This is a genomic window from Actinoplanes sp. NBRC 103695, from assembly GCF_030269485.1.
In the GTDB taxonomy this organism is placed as follows: domain Bacteria; phylum Actinomycetota; class Actinomycetes; order Mycobacteriales; family Micromonosporaceae; genus Actinoplanes.
In genome coordinates, this window is record NZ_BSTL01000006.1 from 417300 (window position 1) to 439234 (window position 21935).

Annotated in this window: 25 protein-coding genes; 8 read left to right on the top strand and 17 right to left on the bottom strand. The window is 71.5% G+C overall.

What is annotated here, in order from left to right:
• Nucleotides 1–67: 67 nt before the first annotated feature.
• Genes QSK31_RS13020 through QSK31_RS13030 form a run of 3 tightly spaced genes read right to left on the bottom strand, consistent with a single transcriptional unit; the run spans nt 68 to nt 2795 of the window.
• Complete coding sequence (locus tag QSK31_RS13020; RefSeq protein WP_285683837.1) at nt 68–898, bottom strand: aminoglycoside phosphotransferase family protein; 831 nt, start codon at nt 896–898, stop codon at nt 68–70.
• 48 nt (nt 899–946) lie between these two features.
• Nucleotides 947–1588, bottom strand: coding sequence for a transcriptional repressor LexA (gene lexA / locus QSK31_RS13025; protein ID WP_285683838.1), 642 nt, complete (start codon nt 1586–1588; stop codon nt 947–949).
• The gene (locus tag QSK31_RS13030) at nt 1575–2795 is read right to left on the bottom strand and encodes an aromatic ring-hydroxylating oxygenase subunit alpha (RefSeq protein WP_285683841.1); all 1221 of its coding nucleotides are present in this window, start codon (nt 2793–2795) and stop codon (nt 1575–1577) included. Before QSK31_RS13030 ends, lexA begins: the two co-directional genes overlap by 14 nt.
• On the opposite strand from QSK31_RS13030, the gene QSK31_RS13035 reads away from it, so the two are divergent.
• Nucleotides 2794–3081, top strand: a complete 288-nt coding sequence (locus QSK31_RS13035) for a hypothetical protein (RefSeq protein ID WP_285683842.1) — start codon at nt 2794–2796, stop codon at nt 3079–3081. The two genes, QSK31_RS13030 and QSK31_RS13035, sit on opposite strands and share 2 nt — an antisense overlap.
• A gap of 175 nt (nt 3082–3256) precedes the next feature.
• On the opposite strand, the gene QSK31_RS13040 is transcribed toward QSK31_RS13035, so the two are convergent.
• The 4 genes from QSK31_RS13040 to QSK31_RS13055 form a co-directional block, all read right to left on the bottom strand.
• Nucleotides 3257–3907 (bottom strand): response regulator, encoded by a 651-nt coding sequence (locus QSK31_RS13040; protein ID WP_285683843.1) that lies wholly within the window; start codon nt 3905–3907, stop codon nt 3257–3259.
• Nucleotides 3904–5043 carry a sensor histidine kinase gene (locus QSK31_RS13045; protein WP_285683844.1) on the bottom strand — a complete coding sequence of 380 codons (1140 nt, stop codon included), beginning with the start codon at nt 5041–5043 and terminating at the stop codon, nt 3904–3906. Before QSK31_RS13045 ends, QSK31_RS13040 begins: the two co-directional genes overlap by 4 nt.
• Nucleotides 5044–5052: 9 nt before the next feature.
• Nucleotides 5053–6159, bottom strand: coding sequence for a serine hydrolase domain-containing protein (locus tag QSK31_RS13050; RefSeq protein ID WP_285683845.1), 1107 nt, complete (start codon nt 6157–6159; stop codon nt 5053–5055).
• A 262-nt stretch (nt 6160–6421) separates the two neighbouring features.
• The gene (locus QSK31_RS13055) at nt 6422–7624 is read right to left on the bottom strand and encodes a serine hydrolase domain-containing protein (RefSeq protein WP_285683846.1); all 1203 of its coding nucleotides are present in this window, start codon (nt 7622–7624) and stop codon (nt 6422–6424) included.
• An 84-nt stretch (nt 7625–7708) separates the two neighbouring features.
• Here QSK31_RS13055 and QSK31_RS13060 point away from each other — a divergent pair, with 84 nt between their 5' ends.
• Complete coding sequence (locus QSK31_RS13060) at nt 7709–8146, top strand: TIGR03618 family F420-dependent PPOX class oxidoreductase (protein WP_285683847.1); 438 nt, start codon at nt 7709–7711, stop codon at nt 8144–8146.
• Here QSK31_RS13060 and QSK31_RS13065 read toward each other — a convergent pair.
• Entirely contained in the window at nt 8140–9222 is a 1083-nt protein-coding gene (locus QSK31_RS13065; protein ID WP_285683849.1) for an aldo/keto reductase, read from the bottom strand. The two genes, QSK31_RS13060 and QSK31_RS13065, sit on opposite strands and share 7 nt — an antisense overlap.
• Before the next feature lie 132 nt (nt 9223–9354).
• On the opposite strand from QSK31_RS13065, the gene QSK31_RS13070 reads away from it, so the two are divergent.
• Together QSK31_RS13070 and QSK31_RS13075 are read left to right on the top strand one after the other, a co-directional pair.
• Nucleotides 9355–10152: an AraC family transcriptional regulator gene (locus QSK31_RS13070; protein ID WP_285683850.1), complete on the top strand. Its 798-nt coding sequence runs from the start codon at nt 9355–9357 to the stop codon at nt 10150–10152.
• Between the two features lie 98 nt (nt 10153–10250).
• Nucleotides 10251–11204, top strand: coding sequence for a hypothetical protein (locus tag QSK31_RS13075; protein ID WP_285683851.1), 954 nt, complete (start codon nt 10251–10253; stop codon nt 11202–11204).
• Between the two features lie 115 nt (nt 11205–11319).
• Here QSK31_RS13075 and QSK31_RS13080 read toward each other — a convergent pair whose 3' ends face one another.
• The gene (locus QSK31_RS13080; RefSeq protein WP_285683853.1) at nt 11320–12006 is read right to left on the bottom strand and encodes an aldo/keto reductase; all 687 of its coding nucleotides are present in this window, start codon (nt 12004–12006) and stop codon (nt 11320–11322) included.
• Between QSK31_RS13080 and QSK31_RS13085 the strand changes: the two genes are divergently transcribed.
• Nucleotides 11999–12478 (top strand): MmyB family transcriptional regulator, encoded by a 480-nt coding sequence (locus QSK31_RS13085; protein ID WP_285683854.1) that lies wholly within the window; start codon nt 11999–12001, stop codon nt 12476–12478. The genes QSK31_RS13080 and QSK31_RS13085 overlap by 8 nt on opposite strands.
• Here the strand turns inward: QSK31_RS13085 and QSK31_RS13090 are convergent.
• Both QSK31_RS13090 and QSK31_RS13095 read right to left on the bottom strand, forming a co-directional pair.
• Nucleotides 12423–13211 carry an AbfB domain-containing protein gene (locus QSK31_RS13090; RefSeq protein ID WP_285683855.1) on the bottom strand — a complete coding sequence of 263 codons (789 nt, stop codon included), beginning with the start codon at nt 13209–13211 and terminating at the stop codon, nt 12423–12425. The two genes, QSK31_RS13085 and QSK31_RS13090, sit on opposite strands and share 56 nt — an antisense overlap.
• 89 nt (nt 13212–13300) lie before the next feature.
• Nucleotides 13301–13861 (bottom strand): TetR/AcrR family transcriptional regulator, encoded by a 561-nt coding sequence (locus QSK31_RS13095; protein WP_285683857.1) that lies wholly within the window; start codon nt 13859–13861, stop codon nt 13301–13303.
• A 97-nt stretch (nt 13862–13958) separates the two neighbouring features.
• On the opposite strand from QSK31_RS13095, the gene QSK31_RS13100 reads away from it, so the two are divergent.
• On the top strand, nt 13959–14684 hold the full coding sequence (locus QSK31_RS13100) for an SDR family oxidoreductase (protein ID WP_285683858.1): 726 nt from the start codon (nt 13959–13961) through the stop codon (nt 14682–14684).
• A 156-nt stretch (nt 14685–14840) separates the two neighbouring features.
• On the opposite strand, the gene QSK31_RS13105 is transcribed toward QSK31_RS13100, so the two are convergent.
• Nucleotides 14841–16412 carry a glycoside hydrolase family 27 protein gene (locus tag QSK31_RS13105; RefSeq protein ID WP_285683859.1) on the bottom strand — a complete coding sequence of 524 codons (1572 nt, stop codon included), beginning with the start codon at nt 16410–16412 and terminating at the stop codon, nt 14841–14843.
• Nucleotides 16413–16579: 167 nt separating this feature from the next.
• Between QSK31_RS13105 and QSK31_RS13110 the strand changes: the two genes are divergently transcribed.
• Nucleotides 16580–17005, top strand: a complete 426-nt coding sequence (locus QSK31_RS13110; RefSeq protein ID WP_285683860.1) for a PPOX class F420-dependent oxidoreductase — start codon at nt 16580–16582, stop codon at nt 17003–17005.
• 114 nt (nt 17006–17119) lie between these two features.
• Here the strand turns inward: QSK31_RS13110 and QSK31_RS13115 are convergent, their stop codons facing one another.
• Nucleotides 17120–17680: a DUF1349 domain-containing protein gene (locus QSK31_RS13115; RefSeq protein WP_285683861.1), complete on the bottom strand. Its 561-nt coding sequence runs from the start codon at nt 17678–17680 to the stop codon at nt 17120–17122.
• 40 nt (nt 17681–17720) lie between these two features.
• Nucleotides 17721–18452, bottom strand: a complete 732-nt coding sequence (locus tag QSK31_RS13120; RefSeq protein ID WP_285683862.1) for a class I SAM-dependent methyltransferase — start codon at nt 18450–18452, stop codon at nt 17721–17723.
• A 28-nt stretch (nt 18453–18480) separates the two neighbouring features.
• Here QSK31_RS13120 and QSK31_RS13125 point away from each other — a divergent pair, with 28 nt between their 5' ends.
• Entirely contained in the window at nt 18481–19305 is an 825-nt protein-coding gene (locus QSK31_RS13125; protein ID WP_285683863.1) for an oxidoreductase, read from the top strand.
• Here the strand turns inward: QSK31_RS13125 and QSK31_RS13130 are convergent.
• From QSK31_RS13130 to QSK31_RS13140, 3 genes are all read right to left on the bottom strand, one after another.
• Entirely contained in the window at nt 19299–20414 is a 1116-nt protein-coding gene (locus QSK31_RS13130; RefSeq protein WP_285683864.1) for a glycoside hydrolase family 12 protein, read from the bottom strand. The genes QSK31_RS13125 and QSK31_RS13130 overlap by 7 nt on opposite strands.
• Before the next feature lie 239 nt (nt 20415–20653).
• Nucleotides 20654–20815: a hypothetical protein gene (locus QSK31_RS13135; protein ID WP_285683865.1), complete on the bottom strand. Its 162-nt coding sequence runs from the start codon at nt 20813–20815 to the stop codon at nt 20654–20656.
• On the bottom strand, nt 20815–21819 hold the full coding sequence (locus QSK31_RS13140) for a hypothetical protein (protein WP_285683866.1): 1005 nt from the start codon (nt 21817–21819) through the stop codon (nt 20815–20817). The genes QSK31_RS13135 and QSK31_RS13140 overlap by 1 nt, the downstream gene beginning before the upstream one ends.
• Between the last annotated feature and the right edge of the window lie 116 nt (nt 21820–21935).

Genomic DNA, 21935 nt, shown 5'->3' on the forward strand with positions numbered 1-21935 from the left:
GGCGGTGCGAAACCCGGTTTGCCCAGGTAGCGGGCAGGTTGCCGAGGCGGCGGTCCGCGCTGCCGGCTCAGGGCAGAAGTCGCGCCCATGGTGCGGGTGCGGCCGTGAAGAACCGCATGATGCTGAAGAGACGGGCGTAGGGCGTGGCGGTCCAGTGGCGCGCTCCCGGCCTCGGCGCGGGGTCGGCCAGCCGGGCCACGGCCCAGTGCAGCTGGTGCCACAGCACCCGGGCGGGCCAGTCGCCCAGGTCGGCGGAGCCGAGGTAGCCGCGGAGCGCCTGGTCCGCCGACGGCAGGGGCAGCTTCGCGAAGTCGACGGCGGGGTCGGCGAGCTGGGCGTCACCCCAGTCGACGAAGCCGGTGAAGCGTCCGTCGGCGTCCGCCATCAGGTTCTGCTCCGCGACGTCGCCATGAATCAGGACCTGTGGCAGGGGTGGGCGGCGGAGCTTGCCGAACCAGGCGGTGAGCCAGTGTGCCGTCGCCGCGTCGATGAGCCCGTCGGTGGCGTACGCGCTCACCAGCGGAACGGGGTCGTCCGGGACGTCGGCGTGGAGCCCCGGCACGGCTGTCACAGTGTGCAGGGCCGCCAGGCCTTCGCCCACCGCCTCGTAGAAGCCGGCCGTGACGGGCACGGTCGCGGCGTCCGCACCGGGAACGCGGGTCACGACCATGTGGTCGCCGGTGTATTCGACGATCGCCGATGTCGGCACACCGGCGGCGACCGCGTACGGAATGACGACCGCCTCGCGTGCCAGATCGGCGGCGAACGAGGGGTCGCGGGGAATGCGCAGGATGAGCGAGCCACCCAGCGCATAACACCGGTTGGCGACACCGCCCGGTATCGCCTGGACCGGGAGGGCGAACCGCCGGCCGACGGCGTCCGGCGAAGTGGGACTCACCGAGGCAGTATCCCCGGCGAGCCGCGGCCGGTCCGGAGGTGGGTTCGCTCAGGTCTGGCGGAGGACCGAGACGACCTTGCCGAGGATGACGGCACGGTCGCCGTCGATGTCGGCGTACGCGGGATTGCGGGGCTCGAGCACGACGTGGCCGGAGCGGCGGCGGTAGACCTTGACCGTCGCCTCCTCGTCGATCATGGCGGCGACGATGTCGCCGTTGTAGGCGTCGGACTGCTGGCGCACCACGACGATGTCGCCGTCGCAGATCGCCGCCTCGATCATCGAGTCGCCGCGGACCCGCAGGCAGAACAGGGTGCCGCGGCCGACCAGGTCGCGCGGCAGGGTGAGCATCTCGTCGCCGGCGGACTGCTCGGCCAGGATCGGCGTGCCCGCGGCGATGTCGCCGACCACCGGCACGCTCACCGTGGCGGGGGCCTGCCGCTGGCGGGGCGGCCGCAGGAACAGCCGGATGTCGACCGGGCGGGTCGCGGTGCGGCCGCGGCGGAGGAAGCCGAGGTCCTCGAGTGCCCGCAGGTGCCGGCTGACCGACGAGCTGCCGATGCGCAGGGTCTCGCTGATCTCGCGGGTGGACGGCGAGTGACCGTGCCGCAGGGCCCAGTCCCGGATGACGGTCAGCACCTGCCGCTGCCGCTCGCTCAGCGTTGACGTGTCGAGATCCTCATCCGGCGGCATCTCCCGATCCTGCCCCAAACGTCGCGGGTGAGCGAAAGGGCGCGCCGGTCACATACGACTCGTACGCCTCGAGGACCAGGCCGTGGAAGTGGTGCACCCCGTGTTCGGAGAGTCCGGAGCCCTCCGGGTCGTACACGATCCGCCCCTGATCGAAGGCGGGCGTCGCCATGCCTCGCTGGACGCTCTCGACGATCGCGATGTCCTGCTGCTGGAGCACGTCGTCGATGTAGCGGACGGCCTCCTCCTCGGCGGGCTCCAGCGTGTCCGTCTCGAAGAAGAAGTCCCAGGTCTCCAGCGTGCGGCCGGGGCCGGCGGGCAGGACCTGGAAGACCATGAAGTTGCCGCGCCCGGGGTAACGCAGCAGGCAGGTGTTGGGCCACAGCCACCACACGGCGTGCTGGGTGACGGACGCGCCCGTCACGTCGTACGCCGGATTGTCGCCCTTGCCGGCCTCGGCGAAGTGGCTGGACCAGATGCCGTGGGTCCGCACCTCGTAGGTGTCCATGTCGACCAGCGCGACGAACTCACGGTGCGCGATGTGGCAGTGGTAGCACTCGAGGAAGTTGTCGATGACGTTCTTCCAGTTGGACTTCACGTCGTAGGTGAGCCGTTCGGCGAAGGTCAGCCCGGCGACGTCGGGCGCCCACCGCGCGATCTCGGCGGCCAGGTCGGGCGCCTGCACGGCCAGCGGCGCGGCGTCCGGGTCGAGGTTGACGTAGACGAAACCGCCGAACTCCTCCACCCGCACCCGGTCGAGGCGGATGTCCGCGCGGTCGAAGGTGGGCATCCGGTCGGCCTGCCGGGCGCGGCGGAGAGTTCCGTCCAGGTCGTACACCCAGGCGTGGTACGGGCAGACGATGGTCCCGGCCTTCCCCGCGCCGGACAGCAGCTCGTGGGCCCGGTGCTTGCACACGTTCCAGAAGGCACGCAGCTCGCCCGTGCGGTCCCGGACGACAGCGATCGGCATGCCCGCCACAGTGGCCGCGAGGAAGCTGCCGGGCTCGCGGACCTGCTCGACGTGGCAGATCCACTGCCAGGTCCGCGCGAAGATGGCCCGGTTCTCCAGGTCCAGCCAGCGCTGCTCGGTGTACGCGGGGGCCTTCAGCGACATCGACCGGGCCGGATCGGGGTGGTAGCCGGCGCCGATGTTCTTCACGTCCCGCGCGTTCACCGTGGCCATGCCGCCGACGGTAACCTCTGTGCCCATGACGGGGAAGTTGCGGCGCAGCTGGTGGCTGCTGTTGCCGATCCTGGGGTTCAGCTGCCTGGGCGGGGCGGCGTTCATCTACTTCGGCGTACGGGAACGACGGCCCGGGTGGTGGATCGCCGGCATCGCCTATCTGGCGCTCGGCTGGACGGCGATCTACACACTCCAGGACGCCGATCCCGACGGTGACCTCTATCGATGGGCGATGGGGCTGGCGTTCGGCGTATGGATCGCGAGCATCGCCCACGCCCTGCTCATCAACCGCACCGTCCTCAATTCGCCGTAGGTTCCCTTACCCGGCGCGGACGGAGCATCCGGGCGGCGGCGTGCCCTCCAGCAGGGTAGCGGTCCGCCTCGGGACGGCAGTGGTCGTAGACGTACGAGCCGTGCCCGTCGCCGACGCGGGTCAGCAGGCGGCCGTTCTCCAGGTGCCGTCCATCGGTGGTACCGCGGTACCGCGGTCAGACGAGGTCGTGGCGATGCGCCCAGATGACGGCGTGCACCCGGTCCCGCGCGCCCAGCTTGGCGAGGACCCGTCCGACGTGGGTCTTCACCGTCGACTCGGAGAGGAAGAGCTCGGCGGCGATCTCGGCGTTCGACAGCCCACGGCCGATGGCGACGAGAACCTCGTGCTCGCGGGCGGTCAAAGCCACCGGCAGCGGAGGATCCGAGGACGCGGGCGGTGGGCCGGACCGGTAATGGTCCAGCAGCCTGCGGGTGATCCGGGGCGACGCGACCGCCTCGCCGGCCGCCACCGTGCGGACCGCGTCGACCAGCTCCGCCGATCGGGCGTCCTTCAGCAGGAATCCGCTGGCCCCGGCGCGCAGGCCGGCGAGGGCGTACTCGTCGAGGTCGAACGTCGTCAGGATGAGCACCCGGCTCCCCGGGCAGTGCTCGACGATCTCGCGGGTGGCCTCGATGCCGTCCAGCACCGGCATCCGCACGTCCATCAGAACGACGTCCGGCTGGTGCAGGCGGGCCAGCCGGACGCCCGCCCGGCCGTCGCCGGCCTCGCCGACGATCCGCAGGCCGGGCTCCTGGCCCAGCACCATCGCCATGCCCTCGCGCACCAACGCCTGGTCGTCCACGAGGAGCACTCTCGTCTCACTCATCGCCCATCCTCACCCGACCGTGGCAGGGTCACTTTAACCGCCCACCCTTGCCCGGGACGTGGACCCGCCTCCACCGAACCGCCGTACAGCGACAGCCTCTCCCGCAGGGCCTTCAGACCCTGCTGTGAGCCCACCGACTGCGCCGGGCCGGCGCCGCGCCCGTCGTCGGTGACCTCGACGAGGATCGGGTCGGCCCGGTGGTCCAGGTCGACGAGCACCCGCTCCGGGCGCTCGGCATAGCGCAACGCGTTGGTCAGGGCCTCCTGGACGGTACGGAACACCGCGTTGCGCAGGCTGGGTGATGCCGGCTCCGGGCCTTGCACGCGTACGGTGACCGGCAACCCCGCGTTCCGGAACGTGGTGACGAGGGCGTCCAGATCCTGCTCGTCGGCCGGGCCGTCGCGCAGCACCCCGAGCAGCCGCCGCATGTCCGTCATCGCGTCCCGGCCGAGGCGGGCGACCTGCTCCGAGGCCGACCGGGCGCGCTCCGGGTCAGCGGTCGCGACCGCCGCGGCCCCGTCGGCGAGCCGCACCATCACGGTCAGGCTGTGGGCGACGATGTCATGCAGGTCGTGGGCGATCCTCGTACGCTCCCGCACCGCGGCGAGCTCGCCCTCCCGTTCCTTCTCCCGCGCGAGCTGGACCGTGCGGTCGACGAGAGCCTCCAGGTACCGGCGCCGGATCCGGACGTTCGCGCCGGTGATCACCGTGCCGAACGCGATCATCACGTACGCGATCGCGGCGTCGCTCGACCCTGCCAACGGGACGAGCGCGCCCAGGGCCGCCGCGGCGCCGAGCGCGGCCGCCCCGGTCGACCGGTAGGCGGCCAGCGCGTACAGGGCGCACCCGAGCGCGGCGCCGATGAAGTGCTGGGTCATCAGCGCGCCGCCGGCGACCGTCGCCACCAGCACCCACCAGGGCCGCGAGCGGCGGACGAACATCATGGCCGCCAGGACCAGCGTGACCAGTGCCCATCGCACGTCGACCGGCTGAGGAAGCCGCAGGCCCAGGCCGTCGTCGAAGACCCACATGCCGCAGAACAGGGCGGCGAGCGAGTCGACCACCCGCGGGTGCCGGCGCCAGAAGGCGCGCACCGCGCCCGCCGAGCGCGGCAGACGCGGTGCCGTTTCTTCCACAGCTACAAGTTAGGCCAGCGCCGCCATGATGATGCGCTGGGCCCGGACCGGCTGGTCGCCGCCCATGCGCAGCGTGTTCACCGAGTAGACGAGCCGCCGGGACAGGTCACGGCTGGCGCCCATGCCGTTGTTGTAGCCCGGCCGGTCCCCGCTCTTGACCCACAGCACCTGCCCACCCGTCTCGAACCGGGTCAGCCCGGCGGAGTACACGGCCGGCTTGCCGGTGCCGAAGTCGCGCACCGCCGGAACGGTGAACATCTCCTCCAGCTGGGTCGCCGGGACCAGCCGGCCGCTGAACAGGGCGACCATGAGCCGGTCCAGGTCACCGGTCGTCGAGATGATCTCGGCGGCCGACCACTGCAGCGACGGGTTGGCCAGCGTGACGTCACGCCAGCCGCCGGCCGTCGCCTCGTAGCCGTGCACGTGCGGCCCGGGGATCCGGACGTCGTCGCCCGGCGTGCTGGTGCCGCTCAGGTGCAACGGTCGGATGATCCGGCGGTTCACCTCGTCGGCCCAGCGGTGGCCGGTCACCCTCTCGACGACCACGCCGGCCAGGATGTAGTCGGCGTTGCCGTAGCGCTGGTAGGTGCCCGGCTCGAACGCCAGGGGGATGCTGAGGTCGAGCTGGCTGCCCGGCGCCCAGTGGTCGTAACGGTGCTCGAAGAACCAGTCGGGCGTCTTGTGCGGCAGTTCCCGCCCGTTGATCCCGCTGGTGAACGTGAGCAGCTGACGGACAGTGATCGGCGCGTACGACGCGGGCAGGAACCCGGGCGCGTACTGCTGGACGGTGCCGTCCAGGCTCAGCCGGCCCTCCGCCGCCAGCTGCAGGACCACGGTGGCGGTGAACACCTTCGTCATCGAACCGATCCGGAACCGGCTGTCGGGACTCGGCCGGCGGTCCGCGCGTACGGAAATCCGCCCGGCCGTGCCCGACCAGCTGCCCGCCGTTCCTCGAACCTGGACCACCGCCGCGCTGACCTCGTCGTCGGGCACGTCGTCGAGGGCCGCCTCCAGCGCGGCGGTATCGAGTGACTCGGGAGCCGGAGCGGCCATCGCCGCGCCTGGCGCGGCCAGGACCAGCACGGCCGTCAGTGCGTGAAGGGGGAGAAATCGCATGCGTCGAGCCTTCCGTCCACTGTGGCGCAGACGAATCCGGCAATTGCCCTGAGCGAGCCCCTAGATGTTCGTCGGCCGCTCCAGGTTCTCGGGGTAGCGGCCAGGCCAGGGCGATCGGTGCCGGGGTGGCGTCGTGGCGTGCCGCGATGAGGCCGAGCAGCTCCACCAGCGTCAGGTTGGTCTCCCGGGCGGCGGCGTCGAACCGCGGGATCATCCGGCGGATGTCGTCGCCACGGCACGAGGTCCGGGCCGGCCGCGCTGGTCAGCCGCCTGAGCCACCCTCGTCGGGCGCGACGCCGGTGATGGCCTGGACCTCGCGCCCGATCATCTCCACCAGCGGTCCGCCGTCGCGGTTGCTGAGGATGACGCCGACCCAGCCGGTGTCCGGGTAGATGCTCCAGTTGGCGCCGACGCCGGGGTTGCCACCGGCACGCTCGTAGATCCACTGGCCGCCGGTGATCTGGACCGCCAGGCCGTACGCCCCGAACGACGCCGGGCCGTGCGGCAGCTTGGCGGCGAAGAGGACGTCGGCCCACGGCCGGTCCAGCACGGTGCCGCCGGCCAGGCCGTGCGCGTACCGCACCAGGTCCGGCGCGCTGGCGAAGCCGCCGTCGCCGGGGGCGTCGATGAAGGCGCGGCCGGGGTTCTTGCCCAGGATGTAGTCGTAAGGGCTGCCCTGGTCCAGGTTGCGCACGGCGTCCACCCGGCCGCCTCCGGCCACCTCCATGTACGGGTGCGCGAGGCGCTTGTCGGTGAGCCATCGCGGCCGGGTGTAGAACCCCGACCCGGTCATGCCGGCGCGGCGGAAGATGTTCTCCTCGACGTAGTCCCAGTACGTCTTGCCGGTCACGGCCTCCACGATCAGCGCCGGAATGGTGATCTCGGGCTCCGCGTGGGTCGTGGTGGGCAGGCCGGGTACGCCCACCAGCTTCGACTGCCGGGCCCGCCGCACGTAGTACTCGTGCACCTCGTCCCGGCTCTGGAAGACGCGCTCCACGTCCTCGGCGGGAGCCTCCAGCCCGGACGTGCCGGAGAGCAGCTGGTGGATGGTCACCCGTTCGGCGATGTCGGCGTCGAAGCCGGTCAGGTGCTTGCCCACCGTGTCCGACAGCGCCAGCCTGCCCCGCTGCGCCAGCTGCAGGACCGCCACCGGGAGGAACGGCTTGCCCGCCGAACTGAGACTGAACGCGGTGCCCTCGTGGTTGCGGATGCCTCTCTCCTGGTCGGCCATGCCGTAGCTGCGGGACAACACGGTCCGGCCGCGGTGCGACAGCAGCACCACGCCGGAGAACCTGCCCTCGGCGGCCAGCCCCGCCACGTACCGGTCGTAGGCGCCACCGGGCAGGGTGTCCCGCGGGATCCGGTCGCTCACGGCACGAGGGGCGGCAGAGGCGGCGAACGGCACGGCGCCGAGCGCGGCCAGCACGGAACGCCTCCGCATCGGGGACTCGTCGATGGGTTTCATGCCTCCACTGAAGACCGGGGACTGTTGCGGTGGCGTAAGCGGTTTTCGATATGCCCGCGATACCCGAGGTGAGAGGCTGGGCGCATGACGACGACCTTGTCCTCGGCCTGGGAGCTGAGCCGCGCGGATTCCGGGCTCGCGATCGTGTCCACGCTCCGCGCCGACCGGACGATCCAGGCCTCCCTGGTCAACACCGGGATCATCACGCGCGGCGAGCCGGTGCTGGCCTTCGTCACGTACGGGCGGGTGAAGCTCGCCAATCTCCGGGAGCGGCCGCAGGTGACCGTGGCCTTCCGCAACGGCTGGCAGTGGGCGGCGGTCGAGGGCCGCGCCGAGCTGATCGGCCCGGACGACCCCCGCCCCGACGTCGACGCCGAGGGCCTCCGCCTGCTGCTGCGCGAGATCTTCACCGCCGCGGGCGGCAACCATGACGACTGGGACGAATACGACCGCACGATGGTCGAGCAGCGCCGCACGGCCGCCCTGATCACGCCGTCCCGGGTCTACTCCAACGCTCAGTAGCGGACGTCGCTCGCCAGCAGCGGCGGGTAGACAGCGGACGACTCGCCGTCGATGGTGGTGCCCCCGAACTGCAGCATGGTCCGCATCTCGCCGTGCAGCGAGGCTGGGTAGCCCAGGACCGGCGCCGACACCGTGTCCAGGCGGGACAGCTGGTCGGCCGTCAGCGTCAGGTCGAGCGCGGCCAGGTTGTCCTCGAGGTGTTCGAAGCGGCGCGCCCCGACGATCGGGACCACGGTGCCGGGGCGGGCGCGCAGCCAGGCCAGCGCCACCGCCGCCGGGGAGGCGTGCTGCTCGGCGGCCACCGCGGCGACCGCCTCGATGACGTCGAACTCGGCGTCGCTCGGACGGCCGACGTACGCGGTGCGGGCCGAGTCGGCGCCGCTCCCGTTCCGCCGGTACTTGCCCGACAGGAAGCCGTTGCGCAGCGGGCTCCACGGCGTCAGCGCGATCCCCTGGTCGTGGGCGAACGGCACGATCTCCGATTCCACCGTACGGGCGAGCAGCGAGTACTCGACCTGCAGTGCGATGAGCGGGGTCCAGCCGCGCAGCAGCGCCGTGGTCTGCGCCTGCGCCGTCACCCACGCGGGCGTGTTGGAGAACCCGATGTACCGGATCTTCCCGGCCCGGACCAGGTCGTCAAGCGTCCGCAGGGTCTCCTCGATCGGGGTGTTGCGGTCCCAGTTGTGCAGCCAGTAGAGGTCGATGTGGCCGGTCCGCATCCGGCGCAGCGACTCGTCCAGCTGGGCGACGATCGAGCCCCGCCCGGCGCCGCCGCCGTTCGGATCGCCGGGGTGCATGTTGAAGAAGAACTTCGTGGCCAGCACCACCCGGTCGCGGCGGCCCGGCTGGCGGGCGAAGAAGTCACCGAGGATCTTCTCCGAGTGGCCGTTGGTGTAGAAGTTCGCGGTGTCGATGAAGTTGCCGCCCCGGTCCAGGTACGCGGCGAGGATCTTCTCCGATTCCTCCACGGAGCTGCCGGCGCCGGGCGGATCCTCTCCGAAGTTCATCGCGCCGAGGGCGAACGGGCTGACGCGGAGTCCGGAGCGGCCGAGGGTCACATAGTGGTCGAGAGGCATGTGAACAGCCTGCCGCCGATGCGGCCGGCGAGGTAGGCCGTGCGAACGCGACTCTTGCACGATCCTGCCGTTGTGGGGTTTTCTGTGCAGGTGGACTTGAGCGAGCTGGTCGAAGCACATTCGCGGGCTGACATGCGTACCCGAATCTCCGGTCTGTGGTTGTCCAGGGTGACCACCACCGAGCCGGAGTATTCGCTGACCGACCCGATGCTGGTCGTGATGGTGCGAGGCGGGAAGCGTCTTCTGCTGGGCGACCGGGTGTACGAGTACCGCACCGGCCAGTGTCTCCTGGTGACCACCGGGCTGCCGGTGACCGGCCACTTCTTCGACACGCCCGCGCTTGGTGTGGCCCTCACCCTGCGGCCGGAGGGGATCGCGCCGCTGCTGCTCGCCGCCCCGCCTGTCCCCCGCTCGTCCGGCGCGGCCGCGATCGCCACCTTCGAGATCGGGCCCGGTCTGCTCGACGCGGTGACCCGGCTGGTGCGCCTGCTCGACCAGCCGGGCGACATCGAAATGCTGGCGCCGCTGTACGAACGCGAGATCCTGTGGCGCCTGCTCACCGGCCCGCACGGCGACGTGCTGCGGCAGATCGCGCTCGCGGACAGCAGCCTCGCTCACATCAACCGGGCGATCACCTGGCTGCGCGACAACTACGCCGAGCCGACGAGGGTCGACGACCTGGCCCGCCTGGCCGGCATGAGCACGTCCGCCTTCCACCGCCACTTCCGCGACGTCACGGCGATGAGCCCGCTGCAGTTCCAGAAACGCCTGCGCCTCCAGGAGGCCCGCGCCCTGCTGCTGGCCCGCCCCGACGACGTGGCCGGCGTGGGCCACCTGGTGGGTTACGACAGCCCGTCCCAGTTCAGCCGGGAGTACCGCCGCCTGTTCGGCGCGCCACCCGGGCGGGACGCCGCACGCCTGCGCGGGTGATGTTTCCGGCGTCATCGATACGACACACGTGACGGCTGAACCGGGTGGGTGTCTTTTCCGTATCGCTGGGTGATCGCCTCGCGTGACGGGAGAGTCGCATGGACGCAACCCCCGGCAACGGCACTGAGTCGCTGCCCACCATCTCGGAGTACTGGCCGGATCTCCCCCATCGCATCGCCGAAGCGGACTACTACTCCGAAGAGCCGACGGTGCCGTTCCCCCAAGTCCCCGCGTCCGGGCGCCCGACGCTGCCGCTCCCCCCGATCCCGATGCAGCTGCCGCCGCCCCCTCGCCCTCCCCGCCGCCGCAAGCGCCGTGGCCGGGTCGTGGTCTCCGCCCTGGCCGTGGTCGCCCTGGCCGCCGGCGGGACCTACCTCTACACGCAACGACCTGCGGCCGGCCCTCCCGCGGCGGCCGCACCGAGCGCCGCCGCCGCCCCGCAGATCGTCACGGCGCCGCTGGACGACCGGAAAGCCGCGGTGTTCGTGCTGGCCAGCAACGCGTCCGCCGTCCGCGTCCGGGCCGGCGACACCGAGACCGACCTGTTCCGGGTGAGCAGCCCGCCGGGCGGCAGCGTGCGCCCCGAGACGAAGCTGTCCGGCGACACCGCCAGCCTGACCCTGATCGCCACCGGCGCGCCCGGCCCCGAGGCGGTCGACGTGCTGCTCTCCGCCGAGGTGCGCTGGACGCTGCGGGTCGACGCGGCCATCAACAGCGCCGACATCGACATCAGCAAGGCCGGCGTGGACCGGGTTGAGCTGGCCGGCGACGCCGCCGACATCCTGCTGCGCCTGCCGGCCCCGAGCGAAACCCTTCCGGTCCAGGTCACCGGTGACATCAACCGTTTGACGCTCTCGGCGGGTGGCGCGGCCCCGGTCCGGGTCCGGGCCCGCGGCGGCGCCGGCAGCGCCGAGATCGAGGGCAAACTGGTCCGCGGGGTCGCCCGGAACACCGTGTTCGAGCCCGGGGCGTGGCGTGGCGCCGACGACCGGGTGGACGTCGACGTGCGCGCCGGGCTCGGCCGGATCAGTGTCGAGAATCAACCCGGCTGACCGGCCTCCGCCTGTGGACAACCGCGAATTCCGCCGTTCCCCGCGCTACGTTGACCGCCCACCCAGTGCCGGGGCGGGGGTGGCGGCGGGGCCCGAGTTGATCTTGAAATGCGGCTCAGTTGCCGACGCCCAGAGCTGACATGAAGGCCGACGGGTATCGGTCGCCCCGGGCCGCTCCCGCCGGGACGGCCTTCTCGATCTCGGCCAGGTCGTCGGGGCTGAGCGTCACGTCGAGCGACGGCAGCGCCTCGGCCAGCCGCTCGCGGGTGCGCGCGCCTACCAGCGGGACGATGTCCGCGCCCTGCGCCGCCACCCAGGCGATCGCCAGCTGCGCCACCGGGTGGCCGGCCGCGGCGGCCACCCGGCCCAGGGCCGACGCCAGGGCCAGGTTGTGCTCGACGTTGCCGTCGGCGAAGCGCGGCATCATCGTGCGCAGGTCGCCGGGCACGGCCGGACCGGTGCCCCATCGGCCGGAGAGCAGGCCACGGCTCAGCACGCCGCACGCGGTCATGCCGATGCCCAGTTCCCGCAGCGTGGGCAGCACCTCGTGCTCGACGGCCCGGGACATCAGGGAGTACTCGATCTGCAGGTCGGCCACCGGGTGCACGGCGTTGGCCCGGCGGATCGTGGCCGCGTCGACCTCGGACCGGCCGAGGTGCCGCACGTAGCCGGCGTCGATCATCTCCTTGATCGCGCCGACCGTGTCCTCGATCGGGACGGCCGGGTCGGGCCGCGCGGGACGGTAGATGTCGATGTGGTCGACCCCCAGGCGGGCCATCGAGTACGCGAGGAAGTTGCGCACCGCCTCCGGCCGGTTGTCCTGCGGCGCCGGCGATCGGCGCTACGCCGCGTACCGCTGGTTCACCGAACCGCAGGTCCACGCACCCGGGGAGCGCGAGTCGCACGCCCGCCAGATGGTGGCCGACCTGCGCGCGACGGCGGGCCGACGGGCGGGCGATCCGGTGGTGACCGGGCTGGTCGAGCGGCTCCGGGCGGCGAGCGCCGACTTCCGGCGGCTGTGGTCCGAGCACGAGGTGGCGGTGCGCCGAGCCGACCGCAAGACGCTGATGAACGCGCGGGTCGGGCCGCTGCTGATGGACTGCGAGACCCTGATGACGCCCGACCAGGGTCAGCAGTTGCTGGTGCTGACCCCGGCCGGCGGCGAGTCCCGCGAGCGGCTGGCGCTGTTACGGGTGCTCGGCACGCAGGAGTTCCCGGTCAGGGCGGCGGACGAAGGCGTACGCGCAAAGCCTTTGAACTCGGAACCGGGGTGAGCGCGACCCGGAACCACTGGAGGGTCAGCCGCCGGTCGGGGAAGTTGAGCGAGCGCAACGTCCACGTGCCGTCGCTCGCGGGCTCGGGGCAGAACGTGGCGTCCTCGCGGAACAGGCGGGTGGTGTCGTTCCTGTTCAGCAGCAGCAGGAAGTCGCGGTGCCGCAGGTAGAAGCCGTCGATGTTCGACGACTCGAAGGACAGGCAGCCGTCGCCGGCCAGTCCTTCGCGCACCACGAACGTGGCGTCGGCCCGGTCCAGGGCGCGGCTGGCGCTGCCGATCTTCTCGAGCTGGGCCACGAAGTTGCGATGTCGCACCAGGACGCCCGGTCGCTCGGCGAACTCCAGCGCGGCTTTCCTGCCCAGCCAGGCCGACCAGGGCGGTTTCGGCTTTTCCGGCTTCTCGGGGGAAGAAGTCGGCCGGGTGGGCGTGGGGTCATCCGGCGCGGGTGGGGACGCGACGGCGAACCGGGCCGGAGGCTCCACTGTGGAGGGCGACGCCGACGGCAGCGGTTCCATCGGAATGGGGATCACCTGAACGGGTGACGGTGGGGACAGCGCGGGCATCGATCCGAACGGGAACGGGGTGGCGCGCACCTCGAGCGGGTCGGCGCCCCGCCGCGGCGACAGCGTGAGCGTGACCAGCACGGCGAGCGCCGTCACGGCCGCGATCAGCAGACCCCAGAAGGTCAGAGTGTCCCGCTCCCCGCGCAGCACATCGCGAATGAACGTCAAGGTATTCCTCGAATCACGCACCGCCGCCACGGCAAGGCTCGAATGAGGGGCTACGCAATCCTGGTGGATCTACACCTTGCACGCAAGAGCTAACCGTCCGCTTCGGAGGCGCGCAGACCGTCGAGGACGACCGCGCGCAGGCGCTTCGACCGGACTTCCCGCTCGCCCGGCGTCAGCAGGGAAAGGTAGCCGATGAGCAGGACCACGTCGCGGGCGTCGACGTCGGCGCGTACGGTCCCCGCGGCCCGGCCGGCGGCGAGCAGCAGATCGAGGGCCTCGGCGATCCGGCGGTGGCTGTGCTCGGTGGCGTCGGCGCGCATCGCCGCCTCGACCGCGGCGAAGACGCCCTGCTTCACCCAGGCGTACTCCTCCACCCGCTCCAGCCAGCGCTCCATCGCCTCGGCCGCGGGCAGGTCGCGCACCAGGTCGGCGGCCGCGTCGCACATCTCGTCGACATCGCGGCGGTAGACCTCCAGCAGGAGCGCCTCCCGGGTCGGGAAGTGCCGGTAGAGCGTGCCCTGGCCGACGCCGGCCGCCTTCGCGATCTCGTTCAGCCGCACGTCACCCACGGTGGCGGCGTCGCTGACGACCTCCCGCGCCACCTGCAGGATGCGGGCACGGTTCTCGGTGGCGTCCGCGCGTGGGGGCACCGTCTCACTCCTCCGGCTGGCGTAAGCGGACACGTGTCCGCTAGTGTCGGTCGAGTAAGCGGACACGCGTCCGCTTCCCTATCGAGGAGGTTACGCCATGACAGTGGTCGCCATCACCGGGGCCAGCAGCGGCATCGGCGAGGCCACGGCCCGCGAACTGGCCGCCCGCGGCGCCGCCGTCGTGCTCGGCGCCCGGCGGACCGACCGGCTCGAGGCGCTCGCCGGCGACATCCGCCGGCAGGGTGGCCGCGCCGCGGTCCGCGCCGTCGACGTCACCTCACGCGACGACCTGGCCGCGCTGGTGAACCTGGCCGTGGACGAGTTCGGCCGGCTCGACGTGCTCGTCGGCAACGCCGGGATCAGCCGGATCAGCCCGGTCGCCGACCTGGACGTCGACGGCTGGTCCGCCATGATCGATGTCAACGTGCGCGGGGTGCTGCACGGCCTCGCGGCCGCCCTGCCGGTCTTCGAACGCCAGCGCCGCGGTCACTTCGTGACCACGATCTCCACCGCGGGCCTCAAGATCACACCGACGATGGCGGTCTATGCCGGTACGAAGAACGCGGTGCGCACCGTCCTCGAGGGCCTGCGTACCGAGTCCACCGCGGGCTGGCTGCGCACCACGTCCATCTCCCCCGGGTACGTGCGGACGGAGCTCGCGTCGAGCATCGACGATCCGGACCTGCGCGAGCAGATCCAGACCTCGATGAACGAGTTCGCCCTCGACCCGGAGGCGGTGGCGCGCGCCATCGCGTTCGCGATCGAACAGCCCGCCGACGTCGAGATCGGCGACCTGACGATCCGACCGGCCTCCCAGAACTGAGCCGGCGGTCCCCGCGTGAGCTGGGCCGGAATCGTGGAGGAGGGCGAGCGGGCACGGACCCGGCAGGCGACGCCGAAGGCGGGCCGACCTCGGCGTGAGCAGCGGTCAGCACCACCCACCCAGGCACGACATCCAGAATTTCTGGATCCTGAATTTCTAGGGGTTCCAGACCTGATTGGCCTGGCCGTGGCAGGTCCAGATGATGACGCCGGTGCCGGGGGTGGTGGCGCCGCCGTTGACGTCGAGGCACAGGCCGGACTGGACGGCCGTGATGGTGCCGTTGGCGTTGAGGCGGAACTGCTGGTTGGCGCCGCCGTTGCACTCCCACTGCAGCACCCGCGTGCCGGCCGTCGTCTCGCCGTTGAAGACGTCCATGCAGCGGGTTCCGTCGTAGACGCGCAGTTCGCCGGCCGGGGTGAGGTTCCAGCGCTGGTTGGCGCCCCCGTTGCAGGTGTAGATCTCCACCGCGGCGTCGTTGACCACCAGGTTGTCGTGCACGTCCAGGCACTGGCCGGAGGCCTGGCTGACGAAGCGACGCCCGGCGTAGGCGGCGCCACCGGACACCCGGAACACCGCCGTGCCATGGGCGGGAACGGTCGCGCTGATCGTTCCCGCGGTGGTGGACGACGCACCGGTCCAGAGGTCGCGCAGTCCGTAGGCGGCGGAGGCGTTCATGCCGACCTGCGCCGCGCTCGTGCTGATCGTGGCCGGCGCGCCGTTCTCGTTGAACAGGGCCACCGCCCGGTCCCCGTTGGCCAGCACCTTGCTGAAGACCCACTGGCCGGAGTAGTTGCGGACGACGTACGCCTGCCGCCCCAGCGAGTCCTGGTCGACCGCGATCAGGCCGGCGTTCGTCAGGATGCCGAACGTGGCGTCGGACGCGGTCCGCAGGTCGGAGCCGATCAGCAGCGGCGCCGACATCATGGCCCACAACGCGAAGTGCGTGCGATATTCGGTTTCGGACAGCCCGCCGTTGCCGACCTCGAGCATGTCCGGGTCGTTCCAGGCGCCCGGCCGCGCGTACGGTGCGAGCACGCTGTTCTGCCGGATGAGGGTGAGGACCGAGCCCCAGTTGTCCTCGATGTCGCCGGTGGTGCGCCACAGGTTCCCGACCGGCCCGGCCCAGCGCCACGGCTGCGTCGAGCCCCACTCGCAGATCGCGAAGACGATCGGCCGCCCGGTGCTCGCCAGCGCGTCCCGCATCCGGGTGTAGCGCTGGATCGCGTCGCGGCCCTGGTTGTTGCAGTTGTCGTATTTCAGGTAGTCGACGCCCCAGGAGGCGAACAGCCGCGCGTCCTGATCCTCATGATCCAGCCCGCCCGGAAACCCGATCGACGAGCAGGTGGAGGTTCCCGCGCTGGTGTAGATGCCGAACTTCAGGCCCTTGCCGTGCACGTAGTCGGCGAGCGCCTTGATCCCGTTGGGGAAGCGAGCCGGGTCGGGCACCAGGTTCCCGCTCCCGTCCCGCTGCCGCAGCGCCCAGCAGTCGTCGAGATTGACGTATTCGTAGCCCGCGGCCTTGAGCCCGCGACTCACGAAGATGTCGGCGATCCCCTTGATCATCGCCTCGTTGAACTCGGCGCGGCACTGCGTGGAATTCCAGTTGTTGAACCCCATGGGCGGCGTCCGCGCAAGACCGTTGTCGATGGCGGCGGCCGGATGAGCTGGGGCGATGAGGGAGGCGGCGAGGACCAGGACGAGGGCGGCTATCAACCGGGGAATCCGCATCACATTGATGAACATCCATGTGTTGCGGCGCGATGTCAATGCCTGAAATGCAGATTTCGTAGCTTGGCGGGTGGCGCTGACCGCCGAGGCTCGGGGGTGATCGCTCTCACTGCGAAGCCCTTGATCCATGTCCGGGCGGAGACGTCGCCGGGGTGCAGAATGCAACGGTGACCGACTTCGACGCGCGGGCATTGCTGGCGGAGAGCCGCCTCGGCGTGCTCGCGACCATCAAGGCGAACGGCCTCCCGCAGCTCTCCCCCATCACCCCGTTCTACGACAAGGACGCCGGCCAGATCCTGGTCTCCGTCACCGAGGGCCGGGCCAAGACCGCCAACCTGCGCCGCGACCCGCGTGCGGCCATCGAGGTGACCCGGGCCGACGGCTGGGCGTGGGCCACCGCGGAGGGCACGGTCGAGCTGATCGGCCCCGGCTCGGACCCGAACGGCCCGGAGGTGGAGGCCTTGGTCGACTACTACCGCCGGGCCGCCGGTGAGCACCCCGACTGGGACGAGTACCGCGCCGTGATGGTCGCCGACCGCCGGGTGCTCCTCGTCCTGACCGTCACCCACGTGTACGGCCAGTCCATTCGCTGAGGCGCGCGCTTGCGTTGTATTCCGCCGCCCGCGCGCGTAAGAATCCGCGGCCTTCTGGGTCCAGGACGGCACCATCCACCTGGCCTTCGACATGCACCGACGTGCGGGACCGGTCTACTCGAGGCCTTCCCGGGAGATCGGCTCGCCGACCCGGAAGTCCCGGAAGGTGACCTCGAGCCCGGCCCGTTCCGGCGAGCAGCACATCACCCCGACGTCGACCGACTCGGGCAGGTCCAGGTGGCCGAGCCGGACCAGCTGCCAGGACCCGTCCGCGTCACCACGGTGCACGCACACCGCGGTGCCGAAGCGGGTCAGCCGGAGCCGGAGCCCGCCGTCGTAGCCGGGCACCGGCACCACGGACAGGTCGGAGTCGTCCCGGGTGAGCACCGTGCTGAGCTGCACGGCGCCGGACGTGACCTCGAGTCCGGTCTTCAGCCAGGTGCGCTCGTCGGCCCGCACCATCAGGCCGGCCTGGTCGAACAGGGCGGAATGGCCGGCCGACACCACCACCTCGGCGGTGAAGTCGCCGGTCACCGGGCGGTGGTAGAAGTGGCCGTTGTCCGTGATGTAGCCGTAGAACGTGCGGCGCCAGAAGTCCGTCTTGAGGCCGGTGACGACACTGATCGCACCGTCCTCGTCGGACCACTGCGGCGGTTCGTTCAGCCAGGACATCATCACGTCAGTCTATGGGGATGCGAATCGTCCGGAACCCCGCTCACGGTCGACGGCGACCGATGATGCTGTGCAGTCCCGCCGGCAGCGGGTGGCCGGCGCCGTCGAACGATTCGCCGACCGCCGCCGTCACCCCGTGGCCGGCCAGCAGGGCCGGCACCGTGGAAGTGTCGATCAGCACGTTGGCGTGGTGTTCGTCCTCGCGCCGGTAACCACCGTCGGCGCCGCGGACGAAGGTCGTGAGGTCCCGGTCGAACCGTTCCGGCGACGGCCGGCTGAACCTGGTGATGATCGCCCAGTCGTCGCCGACCCGTCCCTGCGCCATGGCGTCCTCGCGGGCGGTGCCCCAACTCAGGTCGCACAGGTCGACGGCCAGCAAACCGCCGGGTGACAACGCGCCGGCGAGGGCGGTGAGCCCGCGACGGATGGCGTCGGCGTCGGGCAGGTAGTTGAGGGCGTGCCCGATCCCGACGACCGCGTCCACCGCCGGGACCGGATCGTCGGGCAGCACCAGGGCCCGGATGTCCTCGGCGCCCGGCGCGGCGTCCCGGGCGAGCTCGAGCATGGCCGGCGACGCGTCGGTGGCGATCACCCGGTGCCCGGCTTCCACCAGGCGCTTGGTGAGCAGCCCCGACCCACACCCGACCTCCAGGACCAGACCCTCTTTCTCGCGTACGCCTGAGAGCAGCGCCAGAATCCCGGGCGCGCAGGCCTCGGCGTGGAAGCCATAGCCCTGGTCGAACACGTAGGCGAGGTCGCGCCGGTAGTAGGTCACGAAGAGCAGCCTAGGGTTGAATGGCGTCATGACGACCTGGTTGATCACCGGATGCTCGACCGGACTCGGGCGTGCTCTCGCCGCCGCGGTCCTGGCCGAGGGCGACAACGCCGTGGTGACCGCGCGGGATGCGGGCAAGGTCCAGGACCTCGCGGACGCCCACCCGGAAACCGCGCTGGCCCTGGCGCTCGATGTCACCGACGCGGCGCAGGTCACTGACGCCGTCGCGCGTGCCGAAGAGCGGTTCGGCGAGGTGGACGTGCTGGTCAACAACGCCGGGTACGGCTACCGCGCGGCCGTCGAGGAGGGCGACGAGGCTGATGTGCAGCGGCTGTTCGACACGAACTTCTTCGGCGCGGTGGCGATGATCAAGGCGGTGCTGCCGGGCATGCGCGGCAGGCGCAGCGGGACGATCGTGAACATCTCCTCGATCGGGGCGCGGATCACTCCGCCGGGGTCCGGCTACTACGCGGCGGTGAAGGCCGCCCTCGAGGGCCTGACCGGGTCGCTGCGGGCCGAGCTGGAACCGCTCGGGATCAGGGCGATGGCGGTGGAGCCGGGGCTGTTCCGCACGGACTTCGCCGGGCGGTCGCTCACCCAGTCGGCCGAGGCGATCGCGGACTACGCGAGCACGGCCGGGCCGCGGCGCAAGGAGAACGACACCGTGCACGGCACCCAGCCCGGCGACCCGGACAAGGCCGCGCGGGCCATGATCGAGGCCGCGACCTCCGCGACACCGCCGGCGTTGCTGGTGCTCGGGCCGGACGCGGTGCAGCTGTTCGGTTCGGTGCTGGACGCGCAACGTGCCGAGCTCGAGCGGTGGCGCGAGCTCAGCACGTCCACCGACTACTGACCGGTGGTGCAGGCGCTTCCGTTGAGCGTGAACGCCGACGGTGAGGCGTACGCACCGCCGTGGTTTCCTTGCAGGCCGAACGACGCGCTGCCGCCGGCCGGGATCGCGCCGTTCCAGGAGATGTTGCGGGCGGTGAGCGCCCCGGAGGCGCCGGAGAGCGTGGTGTTCCACGAGCTCGTCACGCTCTGGCCGGCGGGCAACGTGAAGCCGAGCGTCCAGCCGTTGACGGGCGTGCTGCCGGTGTTGGCGATGGTCACGTTCGCGGTGAAGCCGTTGTTCCACGAGTCGGCGGCCCAGGTGACCCGGCAGGCGGCCGGTGCGGGAGGCGGGGTGGTGCCGCCACCGCCACCGGTGCCGTTGATCGTCGTCGAGAAGGACGTGACGGCCAGCCCGGCGCCGCCGATCCACGGCTCGAAGCCGGCCTGCAGGCTGGTCAGGTACCACGAGTTGGTGATGGCGCCGCGGTTGCGCACGTCGGTGATGAAGTCGAGCACGCTGAAGTCCCAGCTGGTGATGGCCGACGGCGCGACGTACGAGATGACGTTGTTCGAACCGTTGGAGCCCTGCCAGACCTGCCAGGACCGGCCGCCGATGGTGGTGTTGCCGACCGGCGAGCCGATGGGCTGGATGCTGCCCTGCCGGTTGAACCAGATCATGATCTCCATGGCGTTGTTGCCGTCGGTGCGCGGCGACGGGTCCAGCCAGATGTCGTACGCGGCGTCGTAGGTCGCGCCACTCACGTACCGGTAGCTGATGCTGCTGGTCAGGCTGCTGATCTCGCTGACCCGCTTGGGCAGCGCGGTGCCCGGCGAGCAGTTCGTGTAGTGGCAGCCGTAATAGACCGCCGGGTAGGACACCGGCGCGCCGCTGGTGTTGCCGACACCCTGCTGGCTGGTGATCTCGAAACCGGTGCTGGTGACGTTGATGCACTGCTCGGCGCTGGTGCCCCAGCGGTTGTTCATGACCACGTAACGGCCCTGGATGGTGGTGGAGCCGTACTGCTCGCAGATCCGGGTGTCGGCCTGCGCCGGACCGGCCAGGACGACGGCGGTGATCGAGCCGGCGGCCAGGACGACGGCAGCGGCGGCAGCGCGGAGGACGCGTCTCATCGGTACTCCTCACGGGGACGGGGGCGAGGTGGGAGCGCTCCCATTGACGGTACCGCATATCTGGGCCTCAGGCGCGGAACCATCGCCGACACGATGCGCAGCTGGACCGGATGCAGGATCGGCTCGCCGGGATGCGCGAGTGGTCGCGGTCGGCGAGGCGGTGCACTACCGGCGGCCAGGATGAACGAGATCAAGGAGCCGGCGGGCCTGGTCGTCGGCCGCGTCCCACGCCTCGGCCGTCACTCCGCCGGGCGGCCGGGGCTCGACGTCAGCCGCCGGGCGAAGTCCAGGTCGTCGCTCCACTCGCCCCGGCCGGCGTGCGGAACCTCCCACAGGGTCCTGACTGCCGCGGCCACCTCCCCGATCCGCTCCCGCGCCATCGCCTCGTTCACGAAGATCATCAGCGCTCCGGGATGCCACCCCGCCAGCCCCAGGCGAAGATCCCGAGACTGTAGCCGAGCAGCACCGCGTACGGCAGGAGGAACAGCGCCAGCGGGGTCTGGATGGCGGCCGGCGCCGCGCACAGCCCGAACAGCGGCGCGACCAGGTAGGCCCGGCCCGGCCGGACGCGGCTGTTGACCGCGGTGCGATAGGCGACCTTGACCGGTACGCGCTTCGGGAACGGCCTGTCCGACAGCGGGCCGGCCGGCCAGACCGTGCCCTGCTCGGTCGTCAGGAGCGCACGGCCGCCCTTGCCCTCGGTGATGTGCGCCGTCACCTCGTGGCCGGGCGTGAGCGTCGCGAAGCCCCGGCTCCACATCGCCCGCTGCCAGAGCGCGCCGGGTGGCAGCACCAGGTCGCGGCCGGGCTGGTAGATCTCCTCGTCGACCGGTGCGCCGGCGGGCAGCAGCACCGTGCCGAGACCGACGTCGACCGTCCCCTTCGAGCCGAGACCGGCCTGGGTGCTCTCCATGACGAACGGCACCACGCGGTAGGGCACGCCGGGCCGGGCGGCGGCCGCACGTGCCCCGGCGATCCGGGAACGCCAGCCCAGCGCCAGCCCGACGGCCACGATCACGAACGGGAGCAGGAAGAACAGCACCCACCACGGCGGCGCCGGCGGAATCACCCGGCCGGCGTCGGCACCGGCCGGGAACACCAGCCCCTCGGCGTCGGCCGGGTCGTACCGCACCTGGAACGGCCCGTCCTCCAGCCGGCTGCCGCCGGGCACGCGGTACTGCGCCTCGTGGCCGTCGCCGGCCGCGTCCTTCCAGTACACGTCGTAGCGCACGGTGTTGTCGGAGGCGAACTCGCCGACCGCGGAACCTCTGCCGGTGACCACGGCGGTGGCGCGGTCGGACTTGGCGTACCAGTCGGCGAGGATCCCGGCGCAGATGCCGCCGACGATCAGGATGCCCAGGGCCGGGAGAAGGAACGTGATGACGATCGCGCGTCGCGGAAGCACCCGGTCGACTGTATCGACGATCGTCAAGCAACATCCACAGTGGAAAGCTCAAGTCCAGCTCGTCGTGGACCGCGGCGGCCGTTCCCCGAAGGCGTCCCGCAGCGCGCCTCGACATA